The organism is Algoriphagus ornithinivorans, from assembly GCF_900115305.1.
Classification (GTDB): domain Bacteria; phylum Bacteroidota; class Bacteroidia; order Cytophagales; family Cyclobacteriaceae; genus Algoriphagus; species Algoriphagus ornithinivorans.
The window spans coordinates 96,223-109,042 of sequence record NZ_FOVW01000013.1 but is presented as its reverse complement, the minus strand read 5'-3'; the positions used below and the strand labels follow the sequence as shown (position 1 = coordinate 109,042).

General features: G+C 38.8%; 13 protein-coding genes and 1 tRNA gene. 10 read left to right on the top strand and 4 right to left on the bottom strand.

Annotation, left to right across the window (positions count from 1 at the left end):
- Positions 1–31 precede the first annotated feature (31 nt).
- Positions 32–105: transfer RNA gene (locus tag BM073_RS17315), tRNA-Asp, on the bottom strand.
- A 209-nt stretch (positions 106–314) separates the two neighbouring features.
- On the opposite strand from BM073_RS17315, the gene BM073_RS17310 reads away from it, so the two are divergent.
- The 4 genes from BM073_RS17310 to BM073_RS17295 are packed head-to-tail and all read left to right on the top strand — an operon-like array spanning position 315 to position 3,502.
- Positions 315–1,262, top strand: a complete 948-nt coding sequence (locus BM073_RS17310; RefSeq protein ID WP_091655597.1) for an acetyl-CoA carboxylase carboxyltransferase subunit alpha — start codon at positions 315–317, stop codon at positions 1,260–1,262.
- 50 nt (positions 1,263–1,312) lie between these two features.
- A complete protein-coding gene (locus tag BM073_RS17305) occupies positions 1,313–2,152 on the top strand; it encodes an MBL fold metallo-hydrolase (RefSeq protein WP_091655596.1) in 840 nt (279 codons plus the stop codon).
- The gene (locus tag BM073_RS17300) at positions 2,142–2,945 is read left to right on the top strand and encodes a patatin-like phospholipase family protein (RefSeq protein ID WP_091655595.1); all 804 of its coding nucleotides are present in this window, start codon (positions 2,142–2,144) and stop codon (positions 2,943–2,945) included. Before BM073_RS17305 ends, BM073_RS17300 begins: the two co-directional genes overlap by 11 nt.
- Positions 2,942–3,502, top strand: a complete 561-nt coding sequence (locus BM073_RS17295; RefSeq protein ID WP_091655594.1) for a 1-acyl-sn-glycerol-3-phosphate acyltransferase — start codon at positions 2,942–2,944, stop codon at positions 3,500–3,502. Before BM073_RS17300 ends, BM073_RS17295 begins: the two co-directional genes overlap by 4 nt.
- Here the strand turns inward: BM073_RS17295 and BM073_RS17290 are convergent.
- Positions 3,499–4,023: a hypothetical protein gene (locus tag BM073_RS17290; protein ID WP_139217522.1), complete on the bottom strand. Its 525-nt coding sequence runs from the start codon at positions 4,021–4,023 to the stop codon at positions 3,499–3,501. The genes BM073_RS17295 and BM073_RS17290 overlap by 4 nt on opposite strands.
- A 296-nt stretch (positions 4,024–4,319) precedes the next feature.
- On the opposite strand from BM073_RS17290, the gene BM073_RS17285 reads away from it, so the two are divergent.
- The 3 genes from BM073_RS17285 (at position 4,320) to BM073_RS17275 (ending at position 7,156) form a co-directional block, all read left to right on the top strand.
- Positions 4,320–5,465, top strand: a complete 1,146-nt coding sequence (locus tag BM073_RS17285; RefSeq protein ID WP_091655592.1) for a DUF4221 family protein — start codon at positions 4,320–4,322, stop codon at positions 5,463–5,465.
- 52 nt (positions 5,466–5,517) lie between these two features.
- Positions 5,518–6,639, top strand: coding sequence for an aminotransferase class V-fold PLP-dependent enzyme (locus tag BM073_RS17280; protein WP_091655591.1), 1,122 nt, complete (start codon positions 5,518–5,520; stop codon positions 6,637–6,639).
- A gap of 85 nt (positions 6,640–6,724) precedes the next feature.
- Positions 6,725–7,156 (top strand): hypothetical protein, encoded by a 432-nt coding sequence (locus tag BM073_RS17275; RefSeq protein WP_217643123.1) that lies wholly within the window; start codon positions 6,725–6,727, stop codon positions 7,154–7,156.
- On the opposite strand, the gene BM073_RS17270 is transcribed toward BM073_RS17275, so the two are convergent.
- Together BM073_RS17270 and BM073_RS17265 are read right to left on the bottom strand one after the other, a co-directional pair.
- A complete protein-coding gene (locus tag BM073_RS17270) occupies positions 7,157–8,509 on the bottom strand; it encodes a sensor histidine kinase (protein ID WP_091655589.1) in 1,353 nt (450 codons plus the stop codon).
- Positions 8,499–9,887: a sigma-54-dependent transcriptional regulator gene (locus BM073_RS17265; protein ID WP_091655588.1), complete on the bottom strand. Its 1,389-nt coding sequence runs from the start codon at positions 9,885–9,887 to the stop codon at positions 8,499–8,501. Before BM073_RS17265 ends, BM073_RS17270 begins: the two co-directional genes overlap by 11 nt.
- A gap of 319 nt (positions 9,888–10,206) precedes the next feature.
- On the opposite strand from BM073_RS17265, the gene BM073_RS17255 reads away from it, so the two are divergent.
- From BM073_RS17255 to BM073_RS17245, 3 genes are all read left to right on the top strand, one after another.
- Positions 10,207–11,454 (top strand): efflux RND transporter periplasmic adaptor subunit, encoded by a 1,248-nt coding sequence (locus BM073_RS17255; RefSeq protein ID WP_091655586.1) that lies wholly within the window; start codon positions 10,207–10,209, stop codon positions 11,452–11,454.
- A 120-nt stretch (positions 11,455–11,574) separates the two neighbouring features.
- A complete protein-coding gene (locus BM073_RS17250; protein ID WP_091655585.1) occupies positions 11,575–11,943 on the top strand; it encodes a four helix bundle protein in 369 nt (122 codons plus the stop codon).
- 67 nt (positions 11,944–12,010) lie between these two features.
- Entirely contained in the window at positions 12,011–12,709 is a 699-nt protein-coding gene (locus BM073_RS17245) for an ABC transporter ATP-binding protein (RefSeq protein ID WP_091655584.1), read from the top strand.
- The last annotated feature ends 111 nt before the right edge of the window (positions 12,710–12,820 follow it).

Here is a 12,820-nt window from a genome sequence, read left to right as displayed (position 1 = left end):
AAAAAGCCTTAGAAAAATCTAAGGCTTTAAGCGGAATGGACGGGACTCGAACCCGCGACCTCCTGCGTGACAGGCAGGCATTCTAACCAGCTGAACTACCACTCCGTTTTGTGTGCTTCTCGTTTGAAGTGATGCAAAGGTAGGTATTTCGACTTTTTCCGCAATACCTTACCATAAAATTTTTTTAACTTTGATTCTATCTCTTTCTAATTCAGGAGAATAATTTTCAATATTTTTGAATTTAGTCTATTTCCACGAAAGGGTTTGCCTCTGAAGGATATTCCTTATCTTTGTTCCATTCAAAAATCACCAAAATGGTATTAGAATTCGAAAAACCAATAGCTGATTTAGAGCAAAAACTTCAGGAAATGAAGGATTTGGCCAAAGGTAGAAATATCGATTTAAGTTCAGATATTGAGTCCCTGGAAGAAAAAATCCTCGCTTTGAAAAAAGAAACATTTCAGAATTTGACTAGATGGCAGCGGGTTCAGCTTTCCCGCCACGCAGACAGACCTTATGCATTGGATTACATTTATGAAATCACCAACGATTTCATCGAATTGCATGGAGACCGTTCTGTAAAAGACGATAAAGCAATGGTCGGTGGTCTTGGAGACATTGATGGCCGTACTGTCATGTTTATTGGTCAGCAAAAAGGTCGCAACACCAAACAGCGTCAGGAGAGAAACTTTGGGATGGCAAATCCTGAAGGTTACCGAAAGGCACTTCGCCTGATGAAAATGGCTGAAAAATTCGGCAAGCCGATAGTAACTCTGATTGATACTCCGGGAGCATTTCCAGGTTTGGAAGCTGAAGAAAGAGGCCAAGGTGAAGCTATTGCTAGAAATCTCAAAGAGATGTTTATGCTGAAAGTCCCTGTGATTTGTATCATTATAGGCGAAGGTGCTTCTGGAGGAGCTTTAGGGATTGCAATAGGTGACAGAGTTTACATGTTAGAAAACACTTGGTACTCTGTTATTTCTCCTGAGTCTTGTTCTTCTATTTTATGGAGATCCTGGGATTACAAAGAACAGGCAGCTGAAGCATTGAAGCTGACAGCAAAAGACATGAAAGGAAATGGTCTGATTGACGATATCATTCCTGAGCCACTTGGGGGAGCACACAAAGACCTAAAGTGGATGTCTAAAACTATCAAAGAAACCATCACTTCTGCCTTGAAAGAATTGGATAAGATCAAGCCAGAAAAACGAATCGACCAACGCATCGACAAGTTCTGCTCGATGGGTGTGGTAGTAGAATAAAATTTCAATCCCGGACTCATCCAAGTCCGGGATTTCTTTTGAATCAATAAATGGAATTACACGTAGTCAATACCGGTTTTTTTAAATTGGATGGAGGGGCCATGTTTGGGGTAGTACCCAAAGTTCTTTGGTCACGAACCAACCAAGCAGATGAAAATAATCTATGCACCTGGGCCATGCGCTGCCTTTTGGCTGTAGATGGAGATCGCGTGGTGTTGATTGATAATGGAATAGGAGATAAGCAAGACGCAAAGTTTTTCTCTCATTATTACCTGCATGGAGATGATTCTTTGGAAAAATCTCTTCGAAAATTAGGAGTAGGCTTTCACCAGATTACTGATAATTTTCTGACCCACTTGCATTTTGATCACTGTGGAGGTGGAGTTAAGTATGGAAGTCATGGACAGTATGAAATGGCTTTTCCCAGAGCGAGCTATTGGTCTAATCCAGATCATTGGAAATGGGCGACAGAGCCAAATCCAAGAGAAAAAGCTTCTTTTTTAAAGGAAAATATTGAACCAATGGAAGAGTTGGGTCACCTGAAAATGGTGGACTTGAATTCCAAAACTCTATTCCCTGGTTTTAACTTCATCACAGTTGATGGGCATACGGATAAGCAAATGCTTCCAAAAATCCAGTATAAAGGAAAAACATTGGTTTTCGTTGCAGATTTACTTCCTTCTGTAGGCCATATTCCTATTCCTTATGTGATGGGATATGATACCAGACCTTTGCTGACCATGGATGAAAAAGCCAAATTTCTGGAAGAAGCGGCAAGAGAAGAATACATTCTGTTTTTTGAACATGATCCTGTCAACGAATGTTGCACCGTTAAAATGACCGAAAAAGGTGTTCGGGTAGACCAAACATTCAAACTTGATGAAATCTGAATTGAAAATAGGAGTGGCCCTCTCAGGCGGAGGAGTTCGGGGTATTTCACACCTTGGAGTTTTAAAGGGGCTGAATGAAGCCGGGATTTATCCTACGCAAATCAGTGGAACTTCCGCCGGTGCAATCGCTGGTGCTATGTATTGTCAAGGTTATCAGCCGGAAGAAGTTTTAAAAATCATTGTAGAGACTAACTATTTCAAATTTTTAAGACCTGCTATTTCGTGGACTGGGATCCTAAAAATGAGCAGTATCGAAAGCCTTTTCAAAATCTACATGGCTCATAATGATTTTGGACAGTTGAAAATTCCTTTAACTGTGGCTGCAACGGATATCAAAAGAGGAAAAGCGGTCTATTTTTCAGAAGGAGAATTGATTCGTCCGGTAATGGCTTCTAGCTGTATCCCGGGGATGTTTGAACCCATTGAAATCGAAAATAAGTACCTGGTCGATGGAGGAGTGCTGAATAATTTGCCAGTTGAGCCCTTGGACGGCATCTGTGATTTTGTCATCGGCGTAAATTGCAATCACTTGCCTGAGGAAAGCAACATTACCAATATGAAAAAGCTGATCGAGCGATCAGTTATCATGGCGATGAATTACAATGTTTATAGCCGAAAGGCTAAATGCGATTATTTCATAGAAGCTCCCGGATTAGGCAAATTTGGGGTTTTTGATATCAAAAAAGCCTCCCAATTATTTCAGGCGGGTTATACCCAAACCATGAAATATATTGAAGAGAATCCATCTATCTTAGAATTGAGTAAACCCAATAAATCTACCCTCAGCGCATGATGAAGTTTCTATCCCGGATTGTTTTCTGGATTACCGGTTGGTCATTGAATACCAATTGGCCGGAAGGAGTAAAAAAGGCCGTTTTAATTGCTATACCCCACACTTCAAATTGGGATTTATTATATGCCAGAGCAGCTTTTTTCCTGATGGATATTCCCGTGAAATTTACCATCAAAAAAGAAGTAATGGTTGGACCATTGGGTTGGTTTATCAAAGCTTTGGGAGGTATAGCCATTGATAGAAAGCGAATTCCCGGGGGAAGAAAACAAACTTACACCGAGGCTATGATTTCCATGCTCAAAGAATCAGAGGAACTGGTGATTATGGTTACTCCTGAAGGCACTCGAAGTGCAGTAAAGAAGTGGAAAACCGGTTTTTACCATATCGCGCTGGGAGCTGATGTTCCAATTGTTGTGGGCTACTTGGATTACAAGAAAAAGGAAGCAGGTATAGGCCCATGGATACAGCCAAATGGTGAAATGGATACTCAAATTGAAGAATTAATGGCTTTTGGAAGAACAGTGACGCCTAAACATCCCGAAAAGGGGATTATCTAAACAACTTGAATTAACAAACCCATATAATCTTTCAAAATCCTAAACTCGGCATCATCTACTTTGCCGTCTTCCCAAATCTTATCGATAAGCTCTTTAAGTCCATTGAATTTAGACTTCAGGTTTTCATCATCTTGGTTTTCTAAAAACTGTTTTAGCTTGTAGACTTCCTGATCGTTGATGTCTCCCGAGGAAAGGATTCCCTTAAGTAATCCTTTGATAAATAGTTTGTTGGAATCTTCAACCCGTTGTTTGGATCCGATTTTCTCTAAAAATTTATTAAGAATATCCTCAATCTCTTCCAACTCCTCCTTATTCACGGAACCTGAGTCCACAATGGGTTTAATCTTAGAGTATAAACCATTAAATGGTTCATGTTCGCATAAAGACTCATTGTCTGCACACCAATTTTTCAAAGTTTCATATTCGTTTCTGGTTACAACTCCGTCCAGTGAAACCCCATAAATCATTCCCGCAAGCTCTGTCGCAGCGTTTTTCCATTCAGTACTTTTCGCTTTTTCCATTCCTGTCTTTATTTGAAAAAAAATATACAATTTATCTCCTGCATTTTTATACCCTGTACAGGGTATTTTTCTGGTTATGAAAGAATTGTAGTGTTTTTTATGAATTATCAAATATCCTCCTCTAAAACCTTGATAACTGTCTAAAAGGCCGGAAAGCGAATTTCTTTAGGGCTGAAAAACTGTTTAAAATTTTCTAGTTGTTATGAATTTAACATTTAATAAGAAACTATTAGTAGAAATAAAATCCTGTTTTTTCTATCTTTTGCCAAATTCATTTTTCACTTAAAATTTCCAATATGAGGCACTTATTTCTATTTGCGATTATTCCTTTTTTGTTTTCCTGCGGCAAAAAAGCTGATAAGGGGGGATTTTCAGACGAGATTAAATTATCCATAGACACTGTGATGGTAGATGCCGGAGAGGAATTTCTTTCTCTCAATTATGATCTTAATTTTTCCTCACTTTCTCCGGATAAGAGTTATCTGATTAATTTAAATCCAGAGACTCATGTTGCCGAAAAAATCGATTTGAATAACTTGGTTCTATCCGAAAAAATCCAATTTGAAAAAGAAGGACCGAATGGAGTTGGACAGAGAACTGTTTATTTTTCAATTCTCCCTGATGATAGACTGCTTTTTAGAAATTATATGTTTTACAAAGTTTTTGATCAAAAAGCCCAACTGACAGAAGATTTGGAGCTTGAAAAAATAGCCCCAGAGTATTTGGGAGATTCTGAGAGATATGCTTTACAAGTATTTCAGAGCAATGATGATCCCAATCGGGTGATTGTGTTTGGTTTGAAATGGGAAAATTACACTTATTTTATCTTGGATATGGATTTAGAAAACAGGACATATACTGCAAAAGACCTTCCTGTTTTTGAAAAGGGTAAAGAGTTTAGGACAAATATTTTATATAATGGAAGTCCAGCTGGAGGATATGGTCCGAGTATTTACTCAACTATTGAAAATGGGAAGATTTACTTTAATATGAATGCTTTCAATGAGATACATATTTTTGATTTGGAATCAGACAGTCTATCTACCGAAGGCTGGGATACTCCTCTATTGGGCGCTAAAAGAACCTATATTCCTCCTAAGGAGGTTGAAATGACCACTGGTGAGCTAAAAGAAATTACAAGGAAGGCTGGAGAGGATGTGTCTTACAAGCATTTTGTCTGGGATGAGAGTAAGAAGCGTTTTTATAGATTTTCCATCAAACAAAAATTTGGTGAGGAAATCGATGAATATGATGAGTATGTAGCAATAGGCGCAGACGTTTTTTTGTCAGTTTTTGATGAAGACTTGAATTTAGTTTCTGAACAATTGGTGCCAGAGTTGAAAGAGTTGTCCAATAAATACTTTGTGAAAGACGGAGCCATTTGGATGTATTCCAATGTTGATGATGAATTAGCTTTCACAAGGATAAATTTTGTGGATTGAGTGATTGTTGATAGCCATCTATTAAATTTATTCTGTTAAACCTCAGCTCGACTTGGACTGTCAAAAACACTTATTTTCGATTGATCCTGAGATTTCTTATCTCAACAATGCATATCGGGGGCCTTTACTTAAGGCTTCTGAAAATGCTGCATTGACGGATTTGGGTAAAATGAGAAACCCTCAGGAATTGCAGCCGTCAGATTTTTTCACTGAAACCGAAGAGGTGAGGGGGCTATTTGCGCAATTAATTTCAGCTGAAACCGATGAAATTGCCATTATCCCAAGTACCTCCTATGGGTTTGCAAGTGCCTTGTCAAACTGGACTGACCAGAAGGGGCAAAAAGCCATTACGGTGAAGGATGAATTTCCCAGTGGATATTTTGCTGTTAAACGCTGGGCGGAAGAACATCAATCTAGCCTAGAAGTGATTGGGGAAGATGCTGAGCTGTCTTGGAATGATAAAATTCTAGCTGCTATCGATGAGCATACTGCCTTGGTTTTGATTTCCAGCGTTCACTGGATGAACGGCTACATTTTTGACCTGGAGGTTATCGGAGCAAAATGCCAAAAAGTAGGGGCATGTTTTATAGTGGATGGTACTCAATCGGTGGGAGCAAAACCTATAGACGTGAAAGCATGTAAAATCGATGCCTTGATTTGCGCGACCTATAAATGGTTATTAGGACCTTATTCTTTGGGCTTAGCATATTTTGGTGAAAAATTTGAAGGTGGTAAGCCCTTGGAAGAGTCTTGGATGAATAGGACAAATTCCAGGAATTTCTCTGAATTGACGAATTATAGGCAGGAATTCTTACCCAAAGCTCACAAATTTGATGTAGGAGAAAGCAGTCATTTCATCTTGATGCCGATTCTAAAAAAATCATTGGAACAAATTCTCCAATGGAGCACAGAAGAAATTCAGCATTATACTTCAGATTTAAAAAAGTACTTATTTGAAAGTTTAGAACTGGACCTTTTTCATGCTCAATCAAGTTCCAATCACCTATTTGCCTTGCCTTTAAAACTTGGTCTAAATCCTCAGGTTCTTAAATCCGAATTGGAAAACGAAAAAGTTTTTGTCTCTGTCAGAGGGCAATCCCTCAGGGTTTCTCTTCATCTCTATAATGACCAAAGGGATATACAAAGGCTGGTTTCTGTTTTGGAAAAAAGCTGATTTTTGACTTAGTTAAGATTATTCCATTATTACTAGATGTAGCATTTAGCACATCCAAAGCGTTAAGTTTTAAATGAGAGAGACCATGCTTAAAAGATATATACCCTTTGTCTTAGTTTTTATCTTGTTTTTTTCATGTTCTGAAAAAAACGATTCAACCGCATTTCAGATTGATCAACTGCTTAGATCTGCAACCTGGAGAATAGCCGATTATTCTGAAGATGGCACTGATCAGACCAGTCAATTTAGCGGAGGAACTATGAGCTTTATTTCTGGTTCAGAAGTTCAGACCCGAATCAACGGTGGTGTAGAAAATGGAATTTGGACTTTAAGTATTGATCCTGCTGACCCCAATCAAAACACGGTCAATATTGCCTTCTTTTTTAATTCAGGTTCAACATTTTCAAAAATCAATAGGGATTGGACAGTGGTGAGTTATTCCAATACAAGGATTGATATGATTTATAATCGACCTTCCGATCAGGCTGTTTTTGACTTGGTGCTGCAGAAGAATTGATTATCTAAAATTCAAAGTAAAAACTGTTCTTACATCCGGCTCCGACTCTACTGTCAAACTTCCTCTGTGCAAATTCATAATTTGTCGGGAAATAGCCAATCCTATGCCTGATCCGGTTTTTTTGGTAGTATAAAAGGGTACAAAAATCCTCTCCAAAGCTTCTGGCACTATTCCCGGACCATTATCTTCTACTTGAATTAAAGTTCCCAAATCCCCCTGGGAAATAACTCGAATAATTACCTGTCTGTCTGCTTTCTTTAACATGGACTCTGAAGCATTTTTGATCAGATTGATTAGGATCATATTGATTTGATCTGGGTCACAGAGAATTTCCAATTCTTCGGGCCGAAATTCAGTTTTGACAAAAACTTCTTTGGATTTTAACTCCTCCTTGATCAGGCCTAAAACATCTTCAATAAGCGTTTTTGCTTTGATCCATTCCTTTTTAGGCTCAGGGATATTGGTATAATCCCTGTAGGCATTCACGAAATTTACCAAACCTTTGCTTCGGTTAGCAATGGTATCCAAACCCTCTTGAATATCTTGAAAACCATCTTTTTTGATCAGCATTCCCTCTTGTTGCACGAAGCTGTCTTCATCCAAAATAGTCCTAAGGGACTCAACCAAACTCGAAATTGGAGTGATGCTGTTCATGATTTCGTGCCGTAAAACCTTGGTCAGGTTTTGCCAAGCTTCCAGTTCATTAGACTGTAGTTCCGCATTGATATTTTGCAAGGAAAGTAATGTCCAACTTTGTCCACCCATTTTCAGGGAAGTTGACTGAACAATCAAAAACAAAGAAGGGCTTACCTTATAGGAAGTTCTTTGTCCCGGCTTCATTTCTAAAACCTCTTTTAATAATGTGGGTGAAAGCCTGCCCAAATCACTGATATTTCTAAACTGAGGAATTTGAAGCAATTGCTTTGCGGCATTATTGATTACCCCGATTTTGCCTTCTGCATTGAAAGAGATGATTCCGGTATTGATATGCTGGATGATTACCTGAAGAAAGAGCATTTGTTCTTCTTTCTCAGCACGGGTTTGCTTAAAAACCTCCATCACCTCGTTGAAGGCAAAATTTACCTCCTTAAAAGAGTTTCCCATTTTGCTATCTGAGGTAAAAGAGCTGGAAAAATCCCCATATCGAATGGAATCCAGAAATCGAGCTAGCTTTTGATTTACAGAATTGACGTAATGGATTAGCTCTACAATCAGCCCCAAAATAATCAATGTAATGACCGCAGGTGCAAGCAGTAGATTTTGTCTGAAATACAACCAAACTCCTGTAAATAAGCAAAGTGTAATCAGAATGACCCGAACACTTATCCCTATCGAAAAGCGCTTATAAACCATACTTTTCCAATCTTCTGTAAAGGGAGGATCTTGTGAGTCCTAACTCTTCAGCTGCTCGGGTTATATGTCCATTGTGCTTTTGAAGAGCTTTTCTGATCAAAATTCTTTCAACATCTTCTATGTTCAAATGCTCCAAGCTGACATTCTCCTCCGATTTCTCAGGCTGTCCCGTTTTTTGCAAAAATAAATCCTCAGGCTGTAGCACATTGTGATTACTCATAATCACAGCTCTTTCTATACTATGCTGCAGTTCCCGAATGTTACCCGGCCAATGATACTTAGTCATTCGCTTAATCAAAGGCTCAGAAGCTTTTCGAATGTCTTTATTGTATTTTTTGGAATAATAGCTGATAAAATGATCAGCCAAAAGAGGGATGTCTTCCACTCTTTCTCTCAAAGGAGGTAAATTGATTTCAATTGTATTGATTCGGTATAATAAATCCTGCCTGAAAGTATTGTCATAAACCATGGAGTGAATAGGCATGTTGGTTGCAGAAATCAATCGGATATTGACATCTACCGGTCTATTGGCTCCAACTCTCGTCACTTGCCTATTCTGCAATGCAGCCAATAATTTAGCTTGCAATGGTAAGGGTAGGTTTCCAATTTCATCTAAAAATAAGGTTCCTTTATGCGCTTGCTCAAATCGGCCTGCGCGGTCCTCTTTGGCATCAGTAAATGAGCCTTTTTTATGCCCAAATAATTCTGATTCAAATAGGGTTTGGGTAATCGAACCTAGATCCACTCCCACAAAAGCCTCTCTGCTTCTTCTGGAATTTCTATGAATTGCACGGGCAATTAATTCTTTACCGGTACCATTTTCTCCTAAAATCAAAACATTGGCATCCGTACTTGCTACGCGTTCAATGGTCTCAAAAATCTTCTGCATCGCTGGACTTTGTCCGATGATGTCTTTGAATTTATTGTCAATATCCTGCTGTAGAGTCGCTTTTTGATCCTTAAGCAAGTTGACCTCCATTTTCTTTTGACGAAGTTGAAGAGCAGAGTTTAGGGTAGCCAGTAACCTTTCATTTTCCCAAGGTTTCAATACAAAATCTGTAGCTCCTTCTTTGATTGCCCTGACGGCAAGATTGACATCGCCATATGCTGTAATCAAAACAACCACCGCGGAAGGATCCAGTTCCAGAATACGGTCCAACCAATAAAAGCCTTCTTGTCCTGAGCTGACATCTTTGGTGAAATTCATATCCAACATGATGACATCATAATTTTCATTATGTGTCAGGATAGGAAGAAGGTCAGGATTAGTTTCGGTATCTACTTGTGCAAAATGTCTTTTCAAAAAGATTTTAGCTGCTTTTAAAAGATCTTCGTTATCGTCAACTATGAGAATTTTACCTATTCTTTGCTCATTCATGCTTTTAAGGTTTTTGCTGGAATCGTATCAAGCTCCCTTCTAATATTCCAAAAGTCTGCCGATTTTTCAAACCATCAATTATTTTTAATAAATGCCCGTTTCCGATCAAATTCGAGCGATTTTAAAGCATGGTCGATCAGGTTCTTGATAGGAGTCAAACTTTCGTTTTTGAAAAGTTTTGTTCGCTGGCGGACGAAATTGTTCGAGTCTCGAAAGCCCTCTTTTTCCAAAAACAGGAAATATATCCTCTGAGAGGCATTTTTTGCATGGCACATCATTTGGCATAAAAGGGTACAGCCAGAAAAGGCAATCACACACAATGGATAGAAAATTAGAAAAGAAAACATGGACAGCAAAGAAAATCGCTTATCTGCTAGGTGGGCTGTTGGTCGTTGCTGTAATTATTTACCAGTTGGGTTTTGCTGACCATAGATCCACCATGAATGTGGAGCGGGATAGACTTAGTATAGCCACTGTCTCTAAGGGTGAGTTTACTGACTATATATTGGTCTCTGGTCAGATTGAGCCCGCACAAACTTTTTTCCTGGATGCGGTTGAAGGAGGTATGGTCGCTGATGTGATCAGAGAGTCGGGAGCCTTAGTGGAAAAAGGGGATACTATTTTAGCCTTAACCAACTCCAACCTTCAGCTGGATGTGATGCAGCGGGAGACTATGCTATATGAACAAATCAATAATCTCCGTCAAACCCGCTTGCTTTTGGATCAAAATGATTTGAATCAGCAGGGGCAATTGGCAGAGATAGATTATCAAATCAGTCTTTTGGAACCACAATTCAAAAGATTCAAAGAATTGCATAGTAAAAAACTGGTTTCAGATCGAGAGTTTGAAGAGGTTAAAGAGCAATATGAATACAATCTAAAAAGGAGGAAGCTGACTTATGAGTCTTACAAGAATGACTCAGTAGCGCGCTCCATACAATTGGCTCAGCTTCGTAATTCTGAGAGAAGAATGCAGGCTTCATTAACTGGAGTTGGTAAAATTTTGAACAACTTAATCATAACCGCCCCAATTGCAGGGCAGCTGGCTATGGAGCAAATTGAAATAGGGCAAGCGATAAATCCTGGACAGCGATATGGACAGATAGATGTCATGGATGAATTTAAAGTTCGGGTTCCCATCGACGAGCTCTATCTACCTAGAATTGGCAGAGGCCTGAAGGGTAAATTTACCTTGAGCGGACAAGAGCATGAACTAGAGATATCTAAAATATACCCTACGATCACCAATGGAAGATTTGAAGTAGACATGGTGTTTACCGGTGAAAGTCCCAAAGGAATTCGTAGAGGTCAAAGTGTGAGAATCCGATTAGAACTAGGGGATAGTGAGCAAAGTCTATTGATTCCTACCGGTGGATTCTTTAAAGATACTGGTGGAAATTGGGTCTTTGTCTTGAATTCTTCAGGAAATGCCGAAAAAAGAAATATTCGTCTAGGCCGCAAAAACCCAGAGTACTATGAGGTTTTGGAGGGCTTGGTAGAAGGTGAAAAAGTGATTGTTTCGGGGTACGAGAATTTCGGGAATAATGAGGTGTTGGAGTTAAAATAGTTGTCAGATGCTAGATGTCCGATGACCGATGTGACTCGTTGGTAAATATTGATAATTAAAGACATTTATTAATGTTCCTTTTAGAAAATTATTGTTTCATGATTTTAAATTTTAAAAAAGATGGATGAATTTATTCCTCATTTTAAGTTTGAAAAACTTCAGATATGGCAAAAGGCCATGGATTTTGGAGATGCTGTTTTTGAACTTAGTAAGTCATTTCCAAAGGATGAGCTTTATAATTTAATATCGCAATCCAGAAGGGCAGCCGATTCGATCGCTTTGAATATCGCAGAAGGGTCAATTTCTCAGTCTAACCCAGAATTCACTCGATTTTTAAATTATGCGATTAGATCTCTTGCAGAGGTTGTGACTTGTTTACATAAAGCCAAAAGAAGAGAATACATCAGTCAGGATGATTTTACGGTACTCTATAAAGAGTCATTTCACATAATGAATATGTTACAATCATTTAAATCAAAACTTAACTAGGCTTATCGTATAAATCGGTAGCCCTCATCGGTCATCCGGCATCGGACACCGGACAATTTTATAAATCATGGAAAACGTAATCAAAACAGTAAACCTTCGGAAATTATATACCACCGAGGAAGTGGAAACCACCGCATTGGATGGAATCCAAATCGAAATTAAAAAGGGTGAATTCGTAGCCATAATGGGTCCTTCCGGTTGTGGTAAATCAACCTTATTGAATATCATTGGCCTTTTGGATAACCCGGATGAGGGTGAGTATCATTTCCTAGGTCAAGAAGTGGCTAACTATTCAGAAAGACAGCGCTCTTCTCTAAGAAAGGGGAATATTGGATTTGTTTTCCAAAGCTTTAATCTAATCGATGAGCTAACTGTATTTGAAAATGTGGAGTTACCTCTTTTGTACCTGAAAATCCCATCAGATGAGCGAAAACAAAGAGTAGAGGAGGTTTTGACCAGGATGAATATCATGCATAGACGCAACCATTTTCCTCAGCAGCTTTCAGGTGGTCAGCAACAGCGTGTAGCCATTGCCCGAGCTATTGTAGCCAAGCCATCAGTGATCCTTGCCGATGAGCCTACCGGTAATTTGGATTCAAAAAACGGTGAAGAAGTCATGAGGTTGTTGGAAGAGTTGAATAATGAAGGCACCACTATCGTAATGGTAACTCACTCACCTCATGATGCCAATTACGCTCATCGGGTAATCAATTTGTTTGATGGAAAAGTAGTGACTGAGAATATTAGGGAGCAATTCCATATTTGATTTCAATTATTTCTTTTTGAATGAGTCGAATTAACACTATTTCGGCCTTTCAATTAAATCAAATTAGTCTCGTGCGAAATCGGACAAAATTGTTCGGATTACTAATCCAGA

What these genes read in the sequence shown, in the direction of transcription:
- BM073_RS17310 (WP_091655597.1), top strand. Translation starts at nt 315, where the DNA reads ATGGTATTAGAATTCGAAAAACCAATAGCTGATTTAGAGCAAAAACTT.
- BM073_RS17305 (WP_091655596.1), top strand. Translation starts at nt 1,313, where the DNA reads ATGGAATTACACGTAGTCAATACCGGTTTTTTTAAATTGGATGGAGGG.
- BM073_RS17300 (WP_091655595.1), top strand. Translation starts at nt 2,142, where the DNA reads ATGAAATCTGAATTGAAAATAGGAGTGGCCCTCTCAGGCGGAGGAGTT.
- BM073_RS17295 (WP_091655594.1), top strand. Translation starts at nt 2,942, where the DNA reads ATGATGAAGTTTCTATCCCGGATTGTTTTCTGGATTACCGGTTGGTCA.
- BM073_RS17290 (WP_139217522.1), bottom strand. Translation starts at nt 4,023, where the DNA reads ATGGAAAAAGCGAAAAGTACTGAATGGAAAAACGCTGCGACAGAGCTT.
- BM073_RS17285 (WP_091655592.1), top strand. Translation starts at nt 4,320, where the DNA reads ATGAGGCACTTATTTCTATTTGCGATTATTCCTTTTTTGTTTTCCTGC.
- BM073_RS17275 (WP_217643123.1), top strand. Translation starts at nt 6,725, where the DNA reads ATGCTTAAAAGATATATACCCTTTGTCTTAGTTTTTATCTTGTTTTTT.
- BM073_RS17270 (WP_091655589.1), bottom strand. Translation starts at nt 8,509, where the DNA reads ATGGTTTATAAGCGCTTTTCGATAGGGATAAGTGTTCGGGTCATTCTG.
- BM073_RS17265 (WP_091655588.1), bottom strand. Translation starts at nt 9,887, where the DNA reads ATGAATGAGCAAAGAATAGGTAAAATTCTCATAGTTGACGATAACGAA.
- BM073_RS17255 (WP_091655586.1), top strand. Translation starts at nt 10,207, where the DNA reads ATGGATAGAAAATTAGAAAAGAAAACATGGACAGCAAAGAAAATCGCT.
- BM073_RS17250 (WP_091655585.1), top strand. Translation starts at nt 11,575, where the DNA reads ATGGATGAATTTATTCCTCATTTTAAGTTTGAAAAACTTCAGATATGG.
- BM073_RS17245 (WP_091655584.1), top strand. Translation starts at nt 12,011, where the DNA reads ATGGAAAACGTAATCAAAACAGTAAACCTTCGGAAATTATATACCACC.